General features: G+C 67.4%; 26 protein-coding genes and 1 other RNA gene. 15 read left to right on the forward strand and 12 right to left on the reverse strand.

The features are described 5' to 3' along the window. Positions 1–60 precede the first annotated feature (60 nt). Positions 61–999 carry a cobalamin biosynthesis protein gene (locus tag AB4Z42_RS21860; protein WP_442011521.1) on the forward strand — a complete coding sequence of 313 codons (939 nt, stop codon included), beginning with the start codon at positions 61–63 and terminating at the stop codon, positions 997–999. Here AB4Z42_RS21860 and AB4Z42_RS21865 read toward each other — a convergent pair. Genes AB4Z42_RS21865 through AB4Z42_RS21875 form a run of 3 tightly spaced genes read right to left on the reverse strand, consistent with a single transcriptional unit; the run spans position 953 to position 2,989 of the window. Next, the gene (locus AB4Z42_RS21865) at positions 953–1,780 is read right to left on the reverse strand and encodes an SURF1 family cytochrome oxidase biogenesis protein (RefSeq protein WP_442011321.1); all 828 of its coding nucleotides are present in this window, start codon (positions 1,778–1,780) and stop codon (positions 953–955) included. The two genes, AB4Z42_RS21860 and AB4Z42_RS21865, sit on opposite strands and share 47 nt — an antisense overlap. Then, positions 1,780–2,313 (reverse strand): low molecular weight protein-tyrosine-phosphatase, encoded by a 534-nt coding sequence (locus AB4Z42_RS21870; protein WP_442011522.1) that lies wholly within the window; start codon positions 2,311–2,313, stop codon positions 1,780–1,782. The genes AB4Z42_RS21865 and AB4Z42_RS21870 overlap by 1 nt, the downstream gene beginning before the upstream one ends. Positions 2,314–2,335: 22 nt before the next feature. After that, positions 2,336–2,989: an HAD-IA family hydrolase gene (locus tag AB4Z42_RS21875; RefSeq protein WP_442011322.1), complete on the reverse strand. Its 654-nt coding sequence runs from the start codon at positions 2,987–2,989 to the stop codon at positions 2,336–2,338. A gap of 37 nt (positions 2,990–3,026) precedes the next feature. Between AB4Z42_RS21875 and cobC the strand changes: the two genes are divergently transcribed. Genes cobC through AB4Z42_RS21895 form a run of 4 tightly spaced genes read left to right on the forward strand, consistent with a single transcriptional unit; the run spans position 3,027 to position 6,991 of the window. Then, entirely contained in the window at positions 3,027–4,049 is a 1,023-nt protein-coding gene (gene cobC / locus AB4Z42_RS21880; protein ID WP_442011323.1) for an Rv2231c family pyridoxal phosphate-dependent protein CobC, read from the forward strand. Then, the gene (locus tag AB4Z42_RS21885) at positions 4,046–5,179 is read left to right on the forward strand and encodes a Nif3-like dinuclear metal center hexameric protein (RefSeq protein WP_442011324.1); all 1,134 of its coding nucleotides are present in this window, start codon (positions 4,046–4,048) and stop codon (positions 5,177–5,179) included. Before cobC ends, AB4Z42_RS21885 begins: the two co-directional genes overlap by 4 nt. After that, positions 5,169–5,906: a zinc ribbon domain-containing protein gene (locus AB4Z42_RS21890; RefSeq protein WP_442011325.1), complete on the forward strand. Its 738-nt coding sequence runs from the start codon at positions 5,169–5,171 to the stop codon at positions 5,904–5,906. Before AB4Z42_RS21885 ends, AB4Z42_RS21890 begins: the two co-directional genes overlap by 11 nt. Beyond that, on the forward strand, positions 5,903–6,991 hold the full coding sequence (locus AB4Z42_RS21895; protein WP_442011326.1) for a bifunctional RNase H/acid phosphatase: 1,089 nt from the start codon (positions 5,903–5,905) through the stop codon (positions 6,989–6,991). Before AB4Z42_RS21890 ends, AB4Z42_RS21895 begins: the two co-directional genes overlap by 4 nt. Positions 6,992–7,011: 20 nt before the next feature. On the opposite strand, the gene AB4Z42_RS21900 is transcribed toward AB4Z42_RS21895, so the two are convergent. Continuing rightward, the gene (locus AB4Z42_RS21900; protein ID WP_442011327.1) at positions 7,012–7,584 is read right to left on the reverse strand and encodes a helix-turn-helix domain-containing protein; all 573 of its coding nucleotides are present in this window, start codon (positions 7,582–7,584) and stop codon (positions 7,012–7,014) included. Between the two features lie 46 nt (positions 7,585–7,630). Here AB4Z42_RS21900 and AB4Z42_RS21905 point away from each other — a divergent pair, with 46 nt between their 5' ends. Together AB4Z42_RS21905 and AB4Z42_RS21910 are read left to right on the forward strand one after the other, a co-directional pair. Next, on the forward strand, positions 7,631–8,587 hold the full coding sequence (locus AB4Z42_RS21905; protein WP_442011328.1) for an NAD(P)/FAD-dependent oxidoreductase: 957 nt from the start codon (positions 7,631–7,633) through the stop codon (positions 8,585–8,587). Beyond that, entirely contained in the window at positions 8,574–9,200 is a 627-nt protein-coding gene (locus tag AB4Z42_RS21910; protein ID WP_442011329.1) for a class I SAM-dependent methyltransferase, read from the forward strand. The genes AB4Z42_RS21905 and AB4Z42_RS21910 overlap by 14 nt, the downstream gene beginning before the upstream one ends. Here AB4Z42_RS21910 and AB4Z42_RS21915 read toward each other — a convergent pair. The 3 genes from AB4Z42_RS21915 to AB4Z42_RS21925 are packed head-to-tail and all read right to left on the reverse strand — an operon-like array spanning position 9,178 to position 10,673. Further along, the gene (locus tag AB4Z42_RS21915; RefSeq protein WP_442011330.1) at positions 9,178–9,444 is read right to left on the reverse strand and encodes an Ada metal-binding domain-containing protein; all 267 of its coding nucleotides are present in this window, start codon (positions 9,442–9,444) and stop codon (positions 9,178–9,180) included. The genes AB4Z42_RS21910 and AB4Z42_RS21915 overlap by 23 nt on opposite strands. A 3-nt stretch (positions 9,445–9,447) precedes the next feature. Beyond that, positions 9,448–10,161, reverse strand: coding sequence for a 2OG-Fe(II) oxygenase (locus tag AB4Z42_RS21920; RefSeq protein WP_442011331.1), 714 nt, complete (start codon positions 10,159–10,161; stop codon positions 9,448–9,450). After that, a complete protein-coding gene (locus AB4Z42_RS21925; protein ID WP_442011332.1) occupies positions 10,161–10,673 on the reverse strand; it encodes a methylated-DNA--[protein]-cysteine S-methyltransferase in 513 nt (170 codons plus the stop codon). Before AB4Z42_RS21925 ends, AB4Z42_RS21920 begins: the two co-directional genes overlap by 1 nt. 161 nt (positions 10,674–10,834) lie before the next feature. Between AB4Z42_RS21925 and AB4Z42_RS21930 the strand changes: the two genes are divergently transcribed. After that, complete coding sequence (locus AB4Z42_RS21930; protein WP_442011333.1) at positions 10,835–11,356, forward strand: hypothetical protein; 522 nt, start codon at positions 10,835–10,837, stop codon at positions 11,354–11,356. Here AB4Z42_RS21930 and AB4Z42_RS21935 read toward each other — a convergent pair. Genes AB4Z42_RS21935 through AB4Z42_RS21945 form a run of 3 tightly spaced genes read right to left on the reverse strand, consistent with a single transcriptional unit; the run spans position 11,353 to position 12,751 of the window. Beyond that, positions 11,353–11,847 (reverse strand): methyltransferase family protein, encoded by a 495-nt coding sequence (locus AB4Z42_RS21935; protein ID WP_442011334.1) that lies wholly within the window; start codon positions 11,845–11,847, stop codon positions 11,353–11,355. The two genes, AB4Z42_RS21930 and AB4Z42_RS21935, sit on opposite strands and share 4 nt — an antisense overlap. Continuing rightward, a complete protein-coding gene (locus tag AB4Z42_RS21940; protein ID WP_442011335.1) occupies positions 11,848–12,285 on the reverse strand; it encodes a VOC family protein in 438 nt (145 codons plus the stop codon). Between the two features lie 10 nt (positions 12,286–12,295). Beyond that, positions 12,296–12,751: a helix-turn-helix transcriptional regulator gene (locus tag AB4Z42_RS21945; protein ID WP_442011336.1), complete on the reverse strand. Its 456-nt coding sequence runs from the start codon at positions 12,749–12,751 to the stop codon at positions 12,296–12,298. A gap of 21 nt (positions 12,752–12,772) precedes the next feature. On the opposite strand from AB4Z42_RS21945, the gene rnpB reads away from it, so the two are divergent. The 3 genes from rnpB (at position 12,773) to AB4Z42_RS21960 (ending at position 14,113) form a co-directional block, all read left to right on the forward strand. Further along, positions 12,773–13,171, forward strand: an RNA gene (gene rnpB / locus AB4Z42_RS21950) — RNase P RNA component class A. 67 nt (positions 13,172–13,238) lie between these two features. After that, entirely contained in the window at positions 13,239–13,910 is a 672-nt protein-coding gene (locus AB4Z42_RS21955; protein ID WP_442011337.1) for a GntR family transcriptional regulator, read from the forward strand. Then, complete coding sequence (locus tag AB4Z42_RS21960; RefSeq protein ID WP_442011338.1) at positions 13,907–14,113, forward strand: sigma factor-like helix-turn-helix DNA-binding protein; 207 nt, start codon at positions 13,907–13,909, stop codon at positions 14,111–14,113. Before AB4Z42_RS21955 ends, AB4Z42_RS21960 begins: the two co-directional genes overlap by 4 nt. A gap of 4 nt (positions 14,114–14,117) precedes the next feature. Here the strand turns inward: AB4Z42_RS21960 and AB4Z42_RS21965 are convergent, their stop codons facing one another. Continuing rightward, positions 14,118–15,623 carry a CYTH and CHAD domain-containing protein gene (locus tag AB4Z42_RS21965; RefSeq protein WP_442011339.1) on the reverse strand — a complete coding sequence of 502 codons (1,506 nt, stop codon included), beginning with the start codon at positions 15,621–15,623 and terminating at the stop codon, positions 14,118–14,120. 129 nt (positions 15,624–15,752) lie between these two features. Between AB4Z42_RS21965 and AB4Z42_RS21970 the strand changes: the two genes are divergently transcribed. Continuing rightward, the gene (locus AB4Z42_RS21970; protein ID WP_442011340.1) at positions 15,753–16,532 is read left to right on the forward strand and encodes an enoyl-CoA hydratase/isomerase family protein; all 780 of its coding nucleotides are present in this window, start codon (positions 15,753–15,755) and stop codon (positions 16,530–16,532) included. Positions 16,533–16,624: 92 nt separating this feature from the next. On the opposite strand, the gene panB is transcribed toward AB4Z42_RS21970, so the two are convergent. Beyond that, positions 16,625–17,464, reverse strand: a complete 840-nt coding sequence (gene panB, locus AB4Z42_RS21975; protein ID WP_442011341.1) for a 3-methyl-2-oxobutanoate hydroxymethyltransferase — start codon at positions 17,462–17,464, stop codon at positions 16,625–16,627. A gap of 160 nt (positions 17,465–17,624) precedes the next feature. Here panB and AB4Z42_RS21980 point away from each other — a divergent pair, with 160 nt between their 5' ends. The 3 genes from AB4Z42_RS21980 to AB4Z42_RS21990 are packed head-to-tail and all read left to right on the forward strand — an operon-like array spanning position 17,625 to position 21,025. After that, positions 17,625–19,016 (forward strand): WS/DGAT/MGAT family O-acyltransferase, encoded by a 1,392-nt coding sequence (locus tag AB4Z42_RS21980; protein WP_442011342.1) that lies wholly within the window; start codon positions 17,625–17,627, stop codon positions 19,014–19,016. A gap of 57 nt (positions 19,017–19,073) precedes the next feature. Beyond that, entirely contained in the window at positions 19,074–20,588 is a 1,515-nt protein-coding gene (locus tag AB4Z42_RS21985) for an alpha/beta hydrolase (protein WP_442011343.1), read from the forward strand. Further along, entirely contained in the window at positions 20,576–21,025 is a 450-nt protein-coding gene (locus AB4Z42_RS21990; RefSeq protein ID WP_442011344.1) for a GNAT family N-acetyltransferase, read from the forward strand. The genes AB4Z42_RS21985 and AB4Z42_RS21990 overlap by 13 nt, the downstream gene beginning before the upstream one ends. Positions 21,026–21,034 lie beyond the last annotated feature (9 nt).

Here is a 21,034-nt window from a genome sequence, read left to right on the forward strand (position 1 = left end):
ACCACCTTGTGAGACGCTGCCGTGGTGTTTTCGCAACGTCGTCGCGGCCGCACCGCCGGGATGGCGACGGGGTGGCTGGCCGACCTGCTGTTCGGTGATCCCCGCCGACGGCATCCCGTGGCGATGTTCGGCCGCGGCGCAGCGGCATTCGAGCGGCTGAGCTACGACGACACCCGCAGCGCAGGTGTGGTGCACACCGCCGCTCTGCTCGGTGCACTCGGTGCGGCGGGCCTGCTCGTCGAGCGCGCGGCGGGGCGCGCGGCTCCTGCCGCCACTGCGGCCGGGATGGCGGCGTCAACGTTTGTGGCATTGGGTGGGACGTCACTCACGCGTACCGGCGATCAGATGGCCGCCCACCTGCGAGCGGGCGACGTCGATGACGCCCGACTTCTCCTTCCGTCGCTGTGTGGACGCGATCCGTCTGTCCTGGATGCCGAGGGCCTCGCCCGCGCGGCGCTGGAATCGGTCGCGGAGAACACCTCCGACGCGCACGTCGCGCCGATGCTGTGGGGTGCCGTCGGCGGGATTCCCGCGATCCTGGTGTACCGCGGCGCCAACACCCTGGACGCGATGATCGGCCATCGCTCACCGCGCTATGCCCGATTCGGCTGGGCTGCAGCACGTTTCGACGACGCCGCCAACTTCTTCGCCGCTCGCGCCACCGCGCTCCTCGTCATCGCGTGCGCACCGGCCGTCGGCGGCTCACCTATTGGAGCGTGGCGGGCGTGGCGACGTGACGCGGCACGTCATCCCAGTCCCAACGCCGGCGTCGTCGAGGCCGCGTTCGCCGGCGCGCTGGGAGTGCGGTTGGGCGGTCCCACCCAGTACGCCCACGAACTCGAGATCCGGCCGACGCTCGGCGACGGCTCACCGCCGCAGGTCTCCGACCTTGTCCGCGCAGTGCGATTGTCGCGTGCGGTGCAGGTGGCGACCGTCATCGTGGCGGTCGTACTCAGCGGCGCCTGCCATAGCGGTCGGCGAGCTTCGCCTCCGTCGTGACGGGCGCGTCCGGCCTCGCGTTCGCGGCGTCCTTGGCGGCCTTTTCCCGCCTGCGCTGCAGAATCTCTGCACGGATGAAGTAGCCGAGACCGATCGGCGCGATGATGCCGAACGCGATCCACTGGATGCCGTACGACAGGAACGGGCCGGCGTCGAGTTGGGGGAGCCCGATCACGCCGAGTCCGCCGGGCTGATCCTCGGCCAACTGCAGGTACGAGCCCGCCAGCGGCACTCCGGTCAGACCGGCGATCTGCTCGACGTTGATCGAGTACACCTGCTGCACGCCGTCCTGACGGAACGGCTCCTTGCCCTGCACGACGGCCTCGGAGTCCCGCAGCCGGGCGGTCACGGTCACCGAGCCTGTCGGCGGCGCAGGTATCGCGGGCACTCGTGAGCCTCCTTCAGGGCGCACGTATCCGCGGTCGACGAGCACCGTCGGACCGCCCTCGACCGCGAAGGGCACCAGCACCTCGAAGGCGGGTTCACCGTCGATCACCCTCAACCGGGCTAACACCTGGGCGTCGGGCAGGTATCTTCCGGTCGCGGTGACCCGGCGCCACTGCTCATCGGACGCAGACGAATCCTGTTGCGGCAGAAATGTTGTCACCGGTACCGGGTCCGCAGTCACAGAGTGCGAGATCTGGGAGTTCTCCCGCGACGTCTTGGTGTTCTTGCCGAGCTGCCATGGCGCCAGCACGGTGAAACACAGGTAGGCGAACGCGAGGACCACAACGAACAGGGCCACCCAGGACGGTCGCAGCAAAAACGCGAAGCGGCGCATCAGCTGGCGATTCCGCGGTCGGCGAGTTGCTCGTCGACCCACTGGTGCAATCCGGGCAGCGACGCGTCGATCACCGTGTACACGTCCTCGAAGTCGTCGTGGTCGCCGTAGTAGGGATCCTCGACATCGTGCGCATGTGCGCCTGACCGCGGGTCGAACGACCGCAGCATCCGCAGCCGGTCCGCCTCGACCCCCATCTCGCTCAGCATCCGGACGTGGTTGCGGCCCAGCGCGATCACGAGGTCGGCGGACAGATGGTCGTCGTCGACCTGCGCCGCGCGGTGCGACGAGGGGTAGCCGTGTGCGCGGAGCACGTGGCTGGCTCGCCGGTCTGCGGGTTCGCCCGCGTGCCATCCGCCGGTGCCCGCGCTCGTCACCCGCACGGCGTCGGCCAGGCCGCGCTCGCTGATCTGGTGCGCGAACATCTTCTCCGCCATCGGCGAGCGGCAGATGTTGCCCGAGCAGATGAAGGTGATGTGCAGGGGTCCTGCGGCGTCAGACACCGGAGCCGCCCCGGCGGCGACATCAGACACCGGAGCCGCCCCGGCGGCGACATCAGACACAGAGCACCTCCCGTAGGTCGGCCATGGTCTCGACATGGGCGTGCGGGGCGATCGCGTCGGGGCCGTCGAAGTCCGCACGGCCGTAGCCCCATCCGACCACCACGGTGTCGATCCCGTGCTCCGCGGCGCCCGCGACGTCGTGTGACCGGTCGCCGACCATCAGGATCCGGTCCGGCAGCGGCTCCAATTGGGCCAGCGCATGCTTGACGACCTCGGACTTGGCCGCACGCGAGCCGTCGAGGCTGGCGCCTGCGATGACCTCGAAATGCTCGTCGAGCCCGAAGTGGGCGAGGATCCGCTGGGCGGTCGGTTCTGCCTTCGACGTGGCCACCGCCAGCCGAACCCCTGCGGCACGCAGGTCGTCGAGCAACGCGGGGATCCCGTCGAAGGGGCGATTCATCGCCCAGCCGCGCGACACATAGTCCTCCCGGTACGCGGCGATCGCGGCGTCGGAGACCTCGCCGAGACCCATATCCCGCAGCGTGTGATGCATCGGCGGGCCGACGATCAGGGTTGTCAGGTCGCCGTCGGGGACGACGGCGCCGACCGAACCCAGCGCGTGGCGGAAGCTGGCCACGATGCCCTCTGCCGAGTCGGTCAGGGTGCCGTCGAGGTCGAAGATCACCAGCTGCGGGCAGGCCGTCACGATCTCATTGTCCCCGACGGCCCACTACTGTCGTGATGTGGCAAGCCAATCCCGCCCGGGAGCGCGCTATCACGGCGACCAGGCCGCTGGCCCGGGCATGCTGGACTTCGCCGTCAACGTCCGCGCAGACCAGCCACCGTCATGGCTGGTCGACCGGCTTACCGCCCGGATGGCCGACCTCGGCAGGTATCCCGGCGAGGCCGACGAGAAGCGTGCACTGGCCGCTGCCGCCGCACGCCACACACGCGGCACCGACGAGGTCGCCCTGCTCGCAGGCGCCGCCGAGGGGTTCGCACTGCTGCCCGAGTTGCGGCCGCGGTCGGCCGCACTGATTGCGCCGTCCTTCACCGAGCCCGAGGCCGCGCTGGCCGCGGCCGGTGTGCCGTTCCAGCACGTCGTGCTCCCCCCGCCGTACCACCTGAGCGACGCCACCGTCCCCGACGACGCCGACCTCGTCGTCGTCGGGAATCCGACCAATCCGACGTCGGTGCTGCACACCCGCGATCAGATCGCCGCGCTGCGCAGGCCCGGCCGCATTGTCGTCGTCGACGAGGCGTTCGCGGACGCCGTGCCCGGCGAGGCGGAGTCGCTGGCGGCCCACGCGCTGCCCGATGTGGTGGTGCTGCGCAGCCTCACGAAGACATGGGCGCTGGCGGGCCTGCGTGTGGGGTACGCGCTCGGTCCCGCCGAACTGTTGAACCGGATGACGGCGCGACGTGCGCACTGGCCGCTGGGCACACTGCAGCTCGAGGCGATCATCGCCTGCAGCGCACCGCGGGCCGTTGCCGAGGCCGACCGCGGCGCACAATGCCTGAGCAGGCTGCGGGCCGAGATGGTCGACGGTCTGACTAGCATCGGGGTTGATGTCGTCGACGGATGTGCGCCCTATGTCCTCTTCGAAGTGGAGGACGCCGAGCTGATGCGAAAACACCTCGACGGCAAGGGTATTGCCGTGCGACGGTGCGACACCTTCGTCGGGCTGAACGGCCAGTTCCTGCGTGCCGCGGTGCGGCCGGAGTGGCCGATTCTGGTCGAGGCGATGGCCGGGGTGATGCAGTGAGCGCACGGCTGTCGGACATCATTGACGTCCTCGAGGCCGCCTATCCGCCGAATCTTGCGCAGGACTGGGACTCGGTGGGCCTCGTGTGTGGCGACCCGTCGGAGACCGTCGAGACGGTGACGGTCGCCGTCGACGCCACCGCCGCCGTCGTCGCCGAGGTGCCCGACGGGGGACTGCTGCTCGCGCATCATCCGCTGCTTTTGCGTGGGGTCGACACCGTCGCCGCCGACACAGCCAAAGGCGCGCTGCTGCACCGGATGATCCGCACCGGAAGGGCGCTGTTCACCGCGCACACCAACGCGGACTCGGCGTCCCCGGGAGTGTCGGACGCCCTGGCCGACACGCTGGGCCTCACCGTCGAGGAGGTCCTCGAGCCGATCCCCACCGGAACCGGACTCGACAAGTGGGTGGTCTTCGTCCCCGCCGAAAATGCCGAGGCGGTGAGGGAAGCCATGTTCGGCGCCGGTGCCGGAAACATCGGCGACTACTCGCACTGCAGCTGGAGCGCTCCGGGCATCGGCCAGTTCCTGCCACACGACGGCGCGGCGCCGGCCATCGGCACCGTGGGGACCGTGGGGACGGTGCCGGAGGAACGCGTCGAGATGATCGCGGGGTCCCGGCTGCGGGCTCAGGTGCTGGCTTCGATGCGCGCGGCGCACCCGTACGAAGAGCCCGCCTTCGACGTCTTCGCGCTCGCGCCCCTTCCAAGCGGCGTCGGACTGGGCCGCGTCGGCTCACTGGCCAGACCGGAGACGTTGTCGGCCTTCGTCGCGCGGGTGCACGATGCGCTGCCCGCCACGTCGTGGGGCATCCGCGCGTCCGGCGATGCCGAGGCCATGGTGACCCGGGTGGCGGTCTGCGGCGGAGCGGGTGATTCGCTGCTCGATGCCGTCGCAGGTGCCGGGGTGCAGGCCTACGTCACCGCGGACCTACGGCACCATCCCGCCGACGAGCACCGCCGTGCATCCGAGGTGGCGCTCGTCGACGTCGCACACTGGGCAAGCGAATACCCTTGGTGCACACAGGCAGCCGATGTGCTGCGAGGTCACTTCGGTGACGTATTACCCGTGCGGGTGTCAGCGGTTCGTACTGACCCCTGGAATGTCGAGAGAACGAGACATGAAAGCTGAAGTAGTCCAACAACGTTCGTTACTCGAATTGGCTGAACTCGATGCTGAGTCCGGCCGCATCGAGCACCGGGCCGGCCACCTCGCCGAGCGCAAGCAGCTCGAAGCCATTCAGGCGACACACCTGGAGGCCAACGACCGCCTGGCCGCCTTGAAGATCGCACTGGAGGACCTCGACGAGCAGGTGAAGAAGTTCGAATCCGAGATCGACGGGGTCCGTCAGCGCGAGGATCGCGATCGTGCACTGCTGGACTCGGGGGCCACGGATGCCAAGCAGCTCACGGAGTTACAGCACGAACTCGGGACCTTGGAGCGCAGGCAGTCCTCGCTGGAGGACTCGCTGCTGGAGGTGATGGAGCGCCGCGAGGAACTGCAGAACCAGCAGGCGGCCGAGCTCACGAGGATCGACGAGTTGCAGAACGAACTGGGTGAGGCGCAGCGGGCGTGCGATGTGGCGAGCGAAGAACTCGACCGCCTTCGCCAGCAATCCCTTTCGCGGCGCGAGGAACTCGTCGCCGGCCTGGACGCGGATCTGGTTGGACTGTACGAGCGTCAGCGCACGCGCGGCGGTGCGGGCGCGGGCCTGTTGCAGGGCCGCCGATGTGGCGCCTGCCAGATCGAGATCGACCGCGGCGAACTTGCGAGGATCTCGGCCGCCGCCGACGATGACGTGCTTCGTTGCCCCGAGTGCGGCGCGATCCTGTTGCGGATCAAAGGAACCGGAGCATGAAGGTCATCGTCGAGGCCGACGGGGGATCGCGCGGCAACCCGGGCCCCGCAGGCTACGGCGCGGTGGTGTGGACAGCCGACCGCAACACCGTTCTCGCCGAGCGCAAGCAGGCCATCGGCCGTGCCACCAACAACGTCGCCGAATACAGCGGGCTGATCGCCGGTTTGGAGGAGGCCGCGACCCTGGGTGCCTCCGAGGTCGACGTGAATATGGACTCGAAGCTGGTGGTGGAGCAGATGTCGGGGCGCTGGAAGGTCAAGCATCCGGACATGGCGCCTCTGCATCAACAGGCCACCGCGTTGTCGACGCGGTTCGAGCGCGTCGCATACAACTGGGTCCCACGGGCCAAGAACAGCCACGCCGACCGGCTGGCCAACGAGGCGATGGACGCGGCCGCCGAACTGGAGACGCCCACAACGGAAGCCACGACCGAACAGCGCCCGAACCCCGCGGGCTGGACCGGTGCGCGCGGTGTGCCCACGCGCTTCCTGTTGCTGCGGCACGGCCAGACCGAATTGTCGGTCGAGCGCAGGTATTCGGGCCGCGGAAACCCGGCGCTGACCGACCTCGGCCGCCGCCAGGCCGATGCGGCCGCACGGTTCGTGGCGGAAAGAAGCGATATCGCGGCCGTCATCACCTCGCCGCTGCAACGCGCCTATGACACCGCCGAGGCGGCGGCCAAGGCGCTCGGTCTCGACGTCGCCGTCGACGCCGATCTGATCGAGACCGACTTCGGTGGCTGGGAGGGGCTGACGTTCGGCGAGGCCGCTGAACGCGATCCGCAATTGCACAAACGCTGGCTGCGCGACACCAGCGTCGCGCCTCCAGAGGGGGAGAGCTTCGATGCCGCGGCCGAGCGTGTGGGCAGGGCGCGGGCGCGGATCATCTCCGAACATCCCGGCGAGACAGTGCTGCTGGTGTCACACGTGACGCCCATCAAGACGCTGCTGCGCATGGCACTCGATGCGGGCCCGAGCATTCTGTACCGAATGCATCTGGACCTGGCGTCGCTGTCGATTGCCGAGTTCTATCCCGACGGTGCGGCTTCGGTGCGGCTTGTCAACCAAACGGCCTATCTGGCGTAGGTGGACACCCGGACCTGGATCTAACCGTGGAGGTGCAGCCGTTCGCCGTGCACACCGAAGATCGTGATCGCCTCCGCCGGGCCGCCCACGGCTCCGAACCAGTGCGGTGTCCACGTCGAGAACTCAACGGCTTCACCGGGTTTGACGGTGAAGTCGCGGTCTCCCAGGATCAGCCGTACCTGACCCGACAGCACATACATCCACTCCTGGCCCTCATGGATCGGTAATTCGTCGGGCGGCGTGCGGCGTCGCGCACTGATCCGGATCTTGTACGCGTGCAACCCACCAGCCGCCTGCCGGGTCAACGGCCAATACGTGATCCCGTGGCTGGTGTGTGAACTTCCCCGCACCCGCGGATCTTCGGCCTCGGGCGCGCGGAGCAGCTCGTCGGTGCTCACCGAGAGCGCGGCGGCCAGGCGGGGGAGATGATCGAGCGCCAGGCGCCGCTTACCAGACTCCAGACGACTCAGCGTCGACACGTCGATGCTGGATCGGCCCGCGACGTCTTCCAGTGTGAGGCCGCGCTGCATGCGCAGGTCGCGAAGGCGCCGCCGCACTCGCTGATCGACGCTGTCGTCGTCATTTGCCTGCATGGCAAGAAAGCTTGGCACTTCCGACATGCGCCTGCAAGGTGGAGGCATGGAGAACATGTGGGACTGCATCATCGTCGGAGGCGGTGCGGCCGGCCTGAGTGCGGGACTCGTGCTCGGACGGGCGCGGCGGCGCACCCTGTTGGTCGACGCCGGAGCGCAGAGCAATCTGCCTGCTCACGGCATCGGCGGTTTACTCGGGCACGACGGCCGCGACCCGGCCGAGCTCTATGAGATCGGCCGCCGCGAGCTTTCGGTGTATCCGACCGTGGAGGTGCGCACTGGCGAGGTGGTGTCGGGCGAACCGTCGGATGCTGGGTTTGTCCTCGAGCTCTCCGACGGCAGGCGCGAACATACCCGGCGAGTGCTCTTGGCCACCGGGATGGACTACCGCCCGCCCGAGCTTCCCGGGCTTGACCCGTTGTGGGGCGGATCGGTGTTCAACTGCCCGTTCTGTCACGGCTGGGAGGTCCGGGACCAACCGCTTGCCGTCCTGATGCGCGGTCAGCGTGCTGTGCATTCGGCGCTGTTGCTGCGCGGTTGGAGCGATGACGTCGTCGTGCTGACGGACGGCCCCGACGGGTTGGACGACGACGACCGCGCGCAGCTGGCTGCGGCGGGTATCCCGGTCGATGAGCGCGACGTTGTCGAACTCGCCTCCGACAACGGCGAATTGGCGGCTGTCGTTTTCGCCGACGGAAACCGGCTGGGGCGCAAGGGCTTATTGGTCGCCACTACCCTTCATCAGCGGTCGACGCTGGCCGATCAGTTGGGCGCCCAACCTGCCGAGCCCACACCGATCGCCGAGAACCCGGTCGCGGTGGATGGTTTCTTCCGCACGGCGGCGCCGGGGGTGTTCGCCGCGGGTGACCTGAGTGCGCAGATGCCGCAGGTGGCGGCGGCGATAGCGAGTGGATCGCTGGCTGCCACCGCGGTCGTGCAGAGTCTGATGAGCGACGATGGTGGTCTAGCAGTTCCTGAAGGGAGACAACGTGTCAACGCCTGAAGCCAAGGAGCACTGGGAACAGCACTACGGCGAACGGGACCGGGTGTGGAGCGGACGAGTCAATGCCCGCCTTGCCGAAGTGGTGCCCGGACTGCCCATCGGTCGGGCCCTCGACCTCGGCTGCGGCGAGGGCGCCGACTCGGTGTGGCTGGCGGAGCGTGGCTGGAATGTCGTCGGAGTGGACATTTCGGATACCGCTCTCCAGCGCGCGCGTTCGGCAGCCGAGGCGCGTGGTGTGCTGGGCCGGATCGACTTCCAGCAGCACGACCTGTCGGAGACCTTCCCAGATGGCGAGTTCGACCTGGTGAGTGCCCACTTCTTTCACTCCACGCTGCCGCTGGACCGCACCCGCGTATTCCTCCGGGCAGCCGAGACGCTGAAGCCGGGCGGCACGCTGCTGATCGTGGACCACAGCGAACCTCCGCCGGGGGTGTCGAAGCTGGACGACCACCACCACCTTTTCGTGAGTCCGGAGGAGGTCGTCGCGGCGCTGAGTCTGCCGGACGCGGAATGGGAGCCGGCACAGACGAAGGTGGTCGAGCGAGAGGTGACCTGGCCCGACAGGGAGCCCTTCACCTGGCATGACAACGTCATCGTGTTACGGCGGCGCTAGCCTTCCAGTCGCGGTAGCGGTCAGGCATGCACCGCGCACACGGCCGATAGCCGGCCGCAAGCGCGGTCGGTTCGTCGGCGAAGAAGACACGCTGACCGACGTAGCCGCCGTTGTCGATCGCCCGTCGCGCCGAGCGACAATCGAGCAGACCGTAGATCCGTGTCGTGCGATGGCCACCAAGCGTGCCCGGGCGCGACGACACGTACGGCGCGCCTTTTGGACCGATCAATGTGTAGCGGGCCATGTTTCACGTCGCATCGTGGAACACCAGACCGAGCGTGAACCGCCGGCCGGAGCGGACCGCGGAGACGCCGTGGCGCACCGGCGACGCCGACCAGCCACGTGCCGAACGCACCGGCCGCTCCCGGGTGGTGAACACGAATCCGTGTCCACCTGGCAATTGTGTCGACGTACCGCGCGACTGGGCCCGTGGCCGTTGTTCGACGAGCAGGAATTCGCCGCCGGTATGGTCGACGTTCGGCTCGCTCAGGTTGATGACGACCTGCAGTGGGAATACCAACTCGCCGTACAGATCCCGATGAAGTGCGTTCCAGTCGCCCTCGCCGTACTTGAGCAGAATTGCGGTCGACTTTCGCTGGCCCGCCGCGTGACACATGTCGAGCCACTCGTCGAGGGTGTCCGGCCACGGGGATTCGCGCCCGAGCTTGTTCCACCAGTCCCGCGCGATGGGCAGCAGCCGGGGGTACAGCGACTGCTTGAGCGCTTCTATCGGCTCGGGATAGGGCTGGTGAAAGTATCGGTACTCACCTTCGCCGAACCGGTATCTGCGCATGTCGATGGTGGAGCGGAACATATGATCGTCGGAGTAGAGCCGCTGGATCTCGCCCGCCTCGTCATCGGTCAGCAGCCTGGGCAGCATCGCGCCTCCGAAGTCGTTGAGCTCAGCGGTGATTGCTTCCCAGTCGCCCGCGTCCACCCGTTTGCGCCAGCTCGTCGACATCAGAAGAGCCTCGCCGCCTTCACGTCGGCGGACTCTTCGAGCTCGAGCAGGAATTGTTTGCGCTTCAGGCCACCCGCGTATCCGGTGAGCTGACCGCTGCTCCCGACCACACGGTGGCAGGGGACGACGATGCACAGCGGATTGCGGCCGACGGCTTGGCCGACCTCTTGTGGCGTCGTTCCGTCGGCGAGCGCGGTGGCGAGTTCTCCGTAGGTGACGGTGCCGCCGTAGGGGATCGCGCTGAGCATTGTCCAGAGGCGATGCTGCCGCTGATCGCCCTGGGGACTGACAGGCAGGTCGAAGTCGTCGCGCTCACCGGCGAGGTAGCCCGCCAGTTGGATGCCCGCCTCGCTGAGCAGGGCGTCGGAGTGCGCGTCGACCCGGGGGCCGAACGTGGCCTGGTCAGGCCGATGCCAGTGATGTCGGAAGTAGACGCCGGTGAGTGCGCTGCCGTCGGCGACGACGGTGAGCTCGCCGAGCTGGCTGTCGATGACGCAGTGTCGAGTGTTCATACCTTGAAGACGTTCGGGGTCGGCAGGATGTGAGATCGGTGTCCAGAGCTAACGTGCCAGTGCTGACGAATACGTCAAATAACAGGTGCCGCTGTGCTTTTCGATGACCGATTCAGCATTCTGGATGTCCACGGCAAACGATCGTGCGACGATGCTCGGTGATGCGTACCGCAGTGATCCGAATGGCGACGGCCGTCGCTTTTGCCGCGATGGCGGCGATGGCGGCGACTGTTCCTGCGAACGCCCAGGGTTCGGAGCCCACCGGCCCGGACGATCCCAGGTGTATCGCGGAGCCTTACGTCGCCCAGTGCATGGGCGGTCCATACGCGCTGCCCAGCGCCGACGGGCCGGAATGCACCGTCGCGCCGAACGATCCGACGTGTGTGGGAGCCAAGCCGCCGCCGTGCGTGATCAACGCCGGGGGGCCGTGCACGGGACCCCCGGCACCGCCAACGCCGCCGTCGGCTCCGCTTCTGCCGCCGCCTCCGCCGGTCGCCCCACCCCCGCCGATCGCGCCGCCTCCGCCGATCGCGCCTCCACCCATCGCCCCGCCACCGATGGCGCCGATCGCGCCGCCACCGATGGCTCCCATTGCGCCACCGCCCATGGCGCCGATCGCTCCACCGCCGATGGCGCCCACGCCGATGGCCGGTGGGATGTCAGGTATGCCCGGCAGCATCTAGGCGCCGCGCCAGGGGGTCAGGCGCGGAGTCCACGCGGGCACATTGCGGCGGTACTCCTCGTACTGCTCACCGTAGGTGCGGACCAGCGTGGGTTCCTCGTACCAGCGCACGAACGACGCCGTGGTGATCCATGCGACGAGCGCGTAGGCCACCAGCCACAGGCTGTCGAAGAGCAATGCCTGGCCGAGGATCGCCGTCAGCAGTCCGGCGTACATCGGGTTGCGCACGAAACGGTTGAAACCCGTGACGACGAGCCGCTCGGTGGGCGCGATGGGCATCGGCGTTCCGCCGGCCTTGACGAACTGGATGAACGCGTGGACGGGCGGGATGAGACCCGCGATGACGAACACCGCTCCCAGCACCACCCGTAGCGGCGGACTGGACTCGGGGATCGCCCATCCGGTGATCAGCCACGGGCCCAGTCCGACGAGTGTGCCGGGAGCGGCCACGAAGAACGCGGCCGATCCGAGCGCCGCGGTGGTGGTGCGCATCTAGCCAGTATTGGCCGGAATTTCCGCCAGCTGGGTCAGGCGCACACTGTTTCCCGACGGATCACGGAATCCGCAATCGATGCCGTAGGGCATTTCGTGTGGTTCCTCGGTGAATTCCACGCCGCGCGACTTCATGTCCTCGTAGGACGCCTGGCAGTTCTGCGTGGTGAGGAAGACCGTGCCCGCGAAGCCCTTGGCGGTCAGGTCCAGCACCTGCTTGCGCGTGGCCTCATCCATCACAGGTTCGCCGGGTACGGCCATCAACACGATCGACACGTCGTCCTGACCGGGCGGGCCAACCGTCAACCACCGGAACGTGTTTTCCAGGTCGGGCAGCGAAACATCTTGCCGCACTTCCATTCCGACGTTCTCGGTCCAGAATTTCAGAGCGACGTCCTGGTCGTGCACCCACAGGTGGGCGCTTGCAACTTTGATCATGGGGACGACGCTACGGTCGGGTGCCGCCGGTCGTCTTCTCCCCGTGTGCTGTCTTGGGAACGCGACTGTCGGCGCGCGGACGGGTGTCGCGAGCCAGGATGCAACTCGGCACCCGTGCGTAGATCGCGGCCGGCGGCATGCTCGCCCGGTAGGCCGCGGGCGGCATGCCGTAGACCCGCGAGAAACTGGTGGTGAACGACCCCACGCTCTGCAGGCCGACCATCACGCAGATGTCGGCGACAGACCGGTCGGTGTGGCGCAGCAGCGACGCCGCCCGCTCCAGACGCCGTGTCTGCAGGTAGGCCCGTGGCGACTCACCGAACGTCCGGGTGAACATCCGGCTGAAATGCGCGCGCGACAGCCCCGCCGCGGCGGCAAGGTCGTCGACGGTGATGGGGTCCGCGTAGCGTGCGTCGACCAGATCCTTGGCCCGCAGGAGATAACGGGCCGGTGGCACCTGGGGCATGAGCTAAGTTTATTGCGCGGATGAGTTGGCTGGGCGGCCGCGGATCGCCATTAGGCGATTCGAGGAAAGTCCGGACTTCGAAGAGCAGGGTGATTGCTAACGGCAATCCGAGGTGACTCGCGGGAAAGTGCCACAGAGAACAGACCGCCACCCGCGTGGTGGTAAGGGTGAAACGGTGCGGTAAGAGCGCACCAGCACTCCGGGTGACCGGAGTGGCTAGGCAAACCCCACCCGAAGCAAGGCCAAGAAGGCCGCACCTGGTGCGGCCGTGCAGGCGTTTGAGGGCTGCTCGCCCGAGTCTGCGGGTAGGCCGCTCGAGGCACCCGGCAACGGTGTGTCCAGATGGATGGTCGCCGCCTCTCCGCCGCGATTATTCGCGGTGGTGCGGAACAGAATCCGGCTTACAGGCCAACTCATCCGTTCTCCCTGCCTACTCACAGGCGCCGCTTGTATACAAGATCGCAGGATCGTAGACAGGACGGCAGCGATGGCATACCAGAGTTCGGCGGCACGCATCGCCTCGCAGCTGCGCACGGAGATCCTGCACGGAGACGTCGCGCCCGGCAGCAAGCTCGCCCAGGTCGGCCTCGCTGACCGGTTCGGCGTCAGCCGGATCCCCGTGCGCGACGCGCTGGCGATCCTCGCAGGCGACGGGCTCGTGCAGCCGCTGTCGAACTCCACCGCGGTCGTCACCCGCATGTCGGTCGAAGAGCTGCAGGAGCTGTACGACCTCCGCGAGTCCATCGAGCCGCGGACCACCGAGATCGCCGTCCCCAACGTCGGCCGCGCCGACATCCTCTACATGCGCAAGCAGCTGGCGATCATGGCGGAACCCATCGATGCGCGAACGTGGCTGGCGGCCAACACCGAGTTCCACGCGGCCGTGTATCGACGCGCCAACCGGCCGCGCACGATCGAACTGATCGAGCATCTGCGACGTCTGACAGACCGGTACGTATATCTGCATCTCGAGCTGACTGGCCGGGCCGGGCATATCGGATCCGAGCACGACCAGATACTGGCTGCTGTCGAACGCGGGGATGCCGCCACCACCGCGCGCCTCACCAGCGAACACCTTGCGAACGCGCACGACGCCATACTCGCTGATCTCGTCGACCATCCATCGGTGCTCGACCCGCACGCGGTGCTCTCGCCATGACGGACAACACGGCGATTCGACAAGCCATGGCGATGCTGACGAATCCGCACCGCGCCGTCATCTACCGGGCGTACTACCTCGAGCGCAGCACGGCGCAGATCGCTGCCGAGTACCACACCACCGAACGTGTCGTGCATTGCCGGCTCCACGACGCGATACGTGAGCTGCTCGGACACCTGCGTGACGTGCGCGCGGCCGTATGAGTGCTCACAGCTCCTTGCGGACCGACTTGCGTAGCGCTTTGAGCGCTGCGCCGAGCTCGTCACTCGACCGGTGTGCCAGGTCGTCCTCGAGCTGGTAGAGCAGTCCGTAGGTGAAGGTGTCTTCACCCGCTTCGTGGGCGGCCTCGGCTTCCTTGCTCAGGTGTGCGCGGCTGACGACGGCGTCCTGGTGATCGCCCAACAGCGATTGGACAGACTTCGCGTTAGCGGCCACTTCCTCGGCTCCTGTGGCCGCCGCGGTGTATCGAAGTCTTTTGGCGCGCTTACGGATTCGGTGCAGTGCTTCGTCGTGCTCGGCTTCCTCGGCGTCGCCGGCCGCCTCGGCCGCCTTGGCCGCCTTGCGGACCTTCTTGTACGCCGACTCGATGGTCACGGGTCCGCGCTCGTCCTCGTCCGGCTGGGTCGGCGCGGGTGCGACGGCGACAAGCGCCTCGAGCGCGTCGAGGAGGCGGAAGTAGCGCTGCGAGCGCATCGCGATCAGCGAGCGACGGTGCCCCGCCGCGTAGCGCTTCTTCGCGCCGTCGACCAGTCGTTCCCGCACCGGCCCGCGGACCAGTTCGGCGGGCAGTTTATCGAGGGCATTCTCGTACTTCTCGGCGAGCACCTCGGCATCGCGGGCAACCCCGAGCACCGCGGCCAGCTGTCGCAGCTCGTCGAGGATCCAGGCATCGTCGGAGATTCCGAACGCCTCTTCCGACGACTGCAGCAGGCTGCGGATCTTGCGTGTGGTCACCCGCATCTGGTGCACCGAGTCGTACGCGTCGGCCCGCACGGCGCGATCCCACACCAGCATCTCGTCGACCTGTTCGGCGACCGCGCGGTGGATCGGGTCGTCGGGCTGCTCGGTGGCGTCCACATCCGACGCCGACGCCAGCACCCTGGCCAGTTTGGAACCATGCCCGGCCGGGACCGCGCCCGCGTCGAGTAGACGGTTCGACAACCGCTCAAGAAGTTCGCGGTTGCCGGCTTCGGCCAGCTCCAGCTCCCATTCGCGCCACTGCTGCTGCGGGCCGTCCGTACCGGCTTGGGCCGTCACCTGGTCATCGCAGAACTCGGCGAGTGCCGTGCCGTCGGCTGCGCGCAACACGTCGACGGTCCTGCTGGTCGAGATCCGCGCGACCGGTGCAAGCGGCCGGTCCCGAACGATGGCCAACACGATGTCGCGCAGCGCGTCGGGCACTTGGTCTTCGGCGGAGTCACCCGACGAGCCCAGTGGCTCGCGCACCTCGGTACGTGCGTCCTGCCCGGCGGGCAGTTTGAGGTGCCAGCCGGCGTCGGGTCCGCCGGTGCGCCTGCGCAACGTCACCTTGTGGGCCGCCAGATCGCGGCCGGGGGTGTCGAAGTAGACGGCGTCGAGTTGATGCGAAGGGGAGCGTTCCACCCGGGAGACCGCAGACAGCCCGTCGAACGATGGCGAGACCGTCGATTCGACGATGTCGAACTTTCGCTCGACCTCCAGGTAGGAGGACGCCGGGTCAGTGGATTTGCCCATGGTGCAAGCAGTGTCCCTTCTAGCGACGCCCCCGATGATGAACAAACGGGGGGCCAGAATGCCACACCCAGATGAACGAGCTGGCCGGGGCCGCGCAGGCGGGCCGACGCGCGGCGATATGGTCCATGGGTGACCGACTACGAGACGATCAAGTTCGAGGCGTCCGGCCCCATCACCCGGATCACCCTGAACCGGCCCCACGCCGCAAACGGGATGAACGACACCATGACTCGCGAGCTAGCCGACGCCGCGCGCCGCTGCGACACCGCGGCGACGAAGGTCGTCGTGCTCACCGGGTCGGGCCGGTTCTTCTGCGCCGGAGGCGATCTGAAGTCGTTCGCACCCGCACCCGACCGCGGACTGCACATCAAGGGCGTCGCGAATGACCTGCATCGCGCGATCTCGAGCTTCGCGCGGATGGACGCGCTACTGATCACGGTGGTCAACGGCACCGCAGCCGGAGCGGGGTTCTCGATAGCGGTGACAGGCGATCTGGTGCTCGCCGCGGAGTCGGCGTCGTTCACGATGGCCTACACCAGGGTGGGACTTTCGCCCGACGGCAGTTCGTCCTATTTCCTGCCGCGACTGATCGGCATCACCAAGACGAAGGAATTGATGCTGACCAACCGGACCCTGTCGGCGAAGGAAGCTTCAGAGTGGGGTCTGGTCACCGAGGTGGTCGCCGACGACCAACTGGCCGCCCGCGCCGATGAGCTGGCCGCGAAGATGGCGGCCACCTGTGCCGGATCCAACGGCACCGTCAAGGCACTGATGATGTCGACGTTCAACAGCGGTCTGGAAGAGCAGATGGAATTCGAGAGCCGGCTGATCGCCGACCGTGCGAATTCCGCTGACGGCCGCGAAGGCGTCGATGCCTTCATGGCCAAACGTAAGCCGGAGTTCTCCTAGAGCCTGATCGAAACGTCGTGCCGCCGAGTGTGGACTTGTGTCACGCGAAACCGGCTCAACGCGTGCGGGTAACCCACGTTCGCGGGCGAAAACTAGAAGGAGTGCTCTTCGGCGGGGAACACTCCGCTGGCCACCTCGTCGGCGTACTGCGTTGCCGCGCTGCGCAATACAGCACCGACGTCGCCGAACCGCTTGACGAACTTAGCGGTCTTGCCGCTCGTCATCCCTGCCATGTCCTGCCACACCAGCACCTGCGCGTCGCAGTTGGGCCCGGCGCCGATGCCGACGGTAGGGATGGTCAGCTTGCCGGTGATCTGGGTGGCCAACTCGGCGGGCACCATCTCGAGCACGACCGCGATCGCGCCGGCTTCCTGCACGGCGATCGCGTCGTGGACGGTCTGCTCGGCGGCGTCGCCGCGACCCTGGACCCGGAAACCGCCGAGGCCGTTGACGCTCTGCGGGGTGAAACCGATATGGGCGACGACGGGAATGCCGGCTTGCGTCAACGTCGCGATCTGATCGGCGACGCGCTCGCCGCCCTCCAGCTTGACCGCACCCGCACCGGTTTCCTTCATGAAGCGGGTGGCGGTGGCCAGGGCCTGCGCCGGTCCCGACTCGTAGCTGCCGAACGGCAGGTCGGCGACCACCAGCGCGTGAGGCGCACCGCGCACGACCCCGCGAACCAGCGGGATGAGTTCATCGGCGGTCACCGGCACCGTTGTGTCGTAGCCGTAGACCACATTGGCCGCCGAATCGCCGACCAACAGCACGGGAATCTCCGCGTCGTCGAAGATGCGGGCGGTGGAGAAGTCGTAGGCCGTCAGCATGGCCCACTTGTGGCCTTCGGCCTTCCACTTCTGCAGGTGAAGAGTGCGGACCTTCGTCCGCGGTTTCATTTCGGTGGCAGCACCATAGACAGTCTGCTCAGACATCGTTGTCCCTCATGGGTTGGTCTGGTCGATCCTCGTGGCCCATCCGGGTCCCCGGGTTCGTCTGACCCGTTCAGTCTGCCACTTCAGGCGCCGAAAGTTAAAAGGCTCGTCGAGTGCATTTCCTCACACCCTGCTCGGCCCCACGCCTACCATCGGCGACATGCAACGCTTAAGCGGGCTCGACGCCAGTTTCCTCTATCTCGAGACCGCCCAGCAGCCGCTGCACGTCTGCTCGATCCTCGAACTCGACACCTCGACCATGCCCGGCGGGTACACCTTCGATCGCTTCCGCGACGCGTTCGACCTGCGGATCAAGGCGATGCCGCAGTTCCGGGAGAAGCTCGCCGACAGCCGGTTCAACCTCGACCATCCGGTGTGGGTGGACGACAAGGATTTCGACATCGACCGGCACCTGCACCGCATCGGCCTGCCGTCGCCGGGAGGGCGGCGCGAGTTGGCCGAGATCTGCGGTCACATCGCCTCGCTGCCGCTCGACCGCAGTCGCCCGCTGTGGGAGAAGTGGGTGATCGAGAACGTCGCGGGCACCGACCCGCAGGACGGCGGCCGCATCGTCGTGATGACGAAGGTTCACCACGCCGGCGTCGACGGGGTGTCTGGGGCCAACCTGATGTCTCAGCTGTGCAGTACCGAAGCCGATGCCCCGCCGCCGGACCCGGTGGACGGTGCCGGCGATGCTAGCTCGCTGGAGATCGCCGTCGGCGGCGCGGTCAAGTACGCCACCCGACCGCTCAAGCTGATCAACACGATCCCCTCGACCCTGTCGACCGTCGTCGACACCGTGCGGCGGGCCAGCGGGGGCAACGCCATGACAGCGCCCTTCGCCGCGCCGAAGACTCCGTGGAACATGAACGTCACCGGGCACCGCAACGTCGCGTTCGCACAACTCGACCTCGAGGACATCAAGACCGTCAAGAACCACTTCGGGGCGAAGGTCAACGACGTGGTGATGGCACTGGTATCAGGTGTGCTCCGCAAGTTCTTGTCGGATCGCGGTGAGCTGCCGGACAATTCGCTGGTGGCCATGGTGCCGGTGTCGGTGCACGACAAATCCGACCGGCCCGGCCGCAATCAGGTGTCGGGCATGTTCTCCAAGTTGGAGACCCAGATCGACGATCCCGCTGAGCGGCTGAAGTCTATCTCCGCGTCGAATTCGGTTGCCAAACAACATAGTTCGGCGATCGGGGCGACCTTGCTGCAGGACTGGACACAGTTTGCGGCGCCCGCGGTGTTCGGAGTCGCGATGCGCGTCTACGCCGCCAGCCGGCTGAGTGGCGCCCGGCCGGTGCACAACCTCGTCGTCTCCAATGTGCCCGGCCCGCAGGTTCCGCTGTACTACCTGGGCTGCGAGGTGGACGCGATGTATCCGCTCGGGCCGATCTTCCACGGCTCCGGACTGAACATCACCGTGATGTCGCTGAACGGCAAGCTGAACGTCGGCATCGTGTCGTGCCCGGAGTTGCTGCCCGATCTGTGGGATATGGCCGACGACTTCAAAGCCGCCCTCGACGAGTTGCTCAGCGTTACGAAATAAGCCACGCGATAGCCGCCTAGCCTGCGCCGATGGGTGGTCATGGCAGCATGTGGTCCCATGAGCTTGAAGATCGGCGTCCTCGTGACCGTGCTGATGTTGCTGGTCGCCGGTTGCACCAAGATGATCGACGGCCGCAGCGTCGTTGCCGTGCCCCCGCCGGGATCGCCGATCGAGTGGGGCGAGTGCGAGTCCACGTCCTCCGACGGTGAGCCCGCGCCGTCCGGTGCCGAGTGCGGGAAGCTGTCGGTCCCCGTGGATTACACCAAGCCGGACGGCGAGGTCGCCCAGCTGGAGATGATCCGATTCAAAGCGACCGGCGACAAGATCGGGTCCCTGATCGTCAACCCGGGCGGACCGGGTGAGTCGGGTGTCGAGGCGGCGGCGAGCATGGTGGGAACACTGCCCAACGACCTCCGCGAACGATTCGACCTGGTGGGATTCGACCCCCGCGGTGTACGGGCCTCCACCCCTGCGGTGTGGTGCAACTCCGACGCCGACAACGATCGGCTGCGCGCCGACCCGCAGGTCGACTACACCCCAGAGGGTGTCGAACACATCGAGTCCGAAACCAAGGCCTTCGTCCAACGCTGTGTGGACAAGATGGGCGACGAGTTCCTGGCCAACGTCGGAACCAACAACGTCGTCAAGGATCTCGATGCGATACGCGAGGCCGTCGGCGACGAGAAGCTGACCTATCTGGGCTACTCGTACGGCACCCGGATCGGCGGGTTGTACGCCGAGGCCTACCCCGACAAGGTGCGGGCGATGATTCTCGACGGGGCGGTGGACCCCAACGCAGACCCGACCGAGGCCAACATCCGCCAGGCTGCCGCGTTCCAGACCGCCTTCGACGACTACGCCGCCGACTGCGCCAAGGACCCGTCGTGTCCGCTGGGCACCGATCCCGCGAAGGCCGTCGACTTGTACCGCAACCTGGTCAACCCGCTGGTGCAGAAGCCGTTGAAGACCCGGGACCCGCGCGGACTCAGTTACTCCGACGCGATCGTCGGTACGATCCTGCCGCTTTACTCGCCGAACCTGTGGCGTCACCTCACGCAGGCGCTCAGCGAGATCCAGGATGGCGAGGGCGACACGATGCTCGCCCTGTCGGACCTCTACATGGGCCGCGACGAGAACGGCCACTACAACAACTCGACCGATGTCAGGGTCGCGGTCAACTGCGTCGACAAGCCCGCGGTGACCGACCGTGCCAAGGTAATCGAGGAGGACCGGCGGGCACGTGAGGCGGCGCCGTTCATGAGCTACGGCGAGTTCACCGGGCATGCGCCGCTGGGAACCTGCGCGTTCTGGCCGGTGCCCCCGACAACCGAGCCCCACGAGATCCATGTCGAGGGGCTGCCGCCGATCCTGGTGATATCGACGACCAACGACCCGGCCACCCCCTACCAAGCGGGTGTCGATCTGGCGAAGCAGCTCGGCGGAAGCCTGCTGACCTTCGAAGGCACGCAGCACACCGTCGCGTTCCAGGGTGACAGTTGCGTTGACGAAATCGCCGCGCGCTATCTGATCGACGTCGTCGTGCCGCCGAAAGACGCACGTTGCAGCAGCTGACCATTACGGCGGTCACCGTTGCCGACCTGCCGGAGCTGATGCCGATGCTGCGGGCCTACTGCGATTTCTATCGCGTGGACCCGTCCGATGAACGCCTGCTGATACTGGCGACCGCGCTGATCGAAAACCCCGACGAGGGTGTGCAGCTGATCGCCCGCAAAGACGGCGCGCCCTTCGGGTTCGCGACCATCTACTGGTCCTGGCAGACCTTGTACGCAGCGCGCGTGGGTGTGCTCAACGACCTGTATGTGAACGAGGCGGCCAGGGGCTCGGGTACCGGCCGGGCGCTGATCGAGCGGGGCCTTCAACTGTGCCGCGAGCGGGGTGCCGAGAAGCTGGTGTGGGAGACGGCGCCCGACAATGCGACGGCTCAACGGCTCTATGACGGAATCGGCGCGGCGAAGTCGACCTGGCTGAGCTACGAACTCGACGCTTGAGGGACTTCC

Origin of the sequence: Mycobacterium sp. 2YAF39 (assembly GCF_052114565.1) — a bacterium.
In the GTDB taxonomy this organism is placed as follows: Bacteria; Actinomycetota; Actinomycetes; order Mycobacteriales; family Mycobacteriaceae; genus Mycobacterium.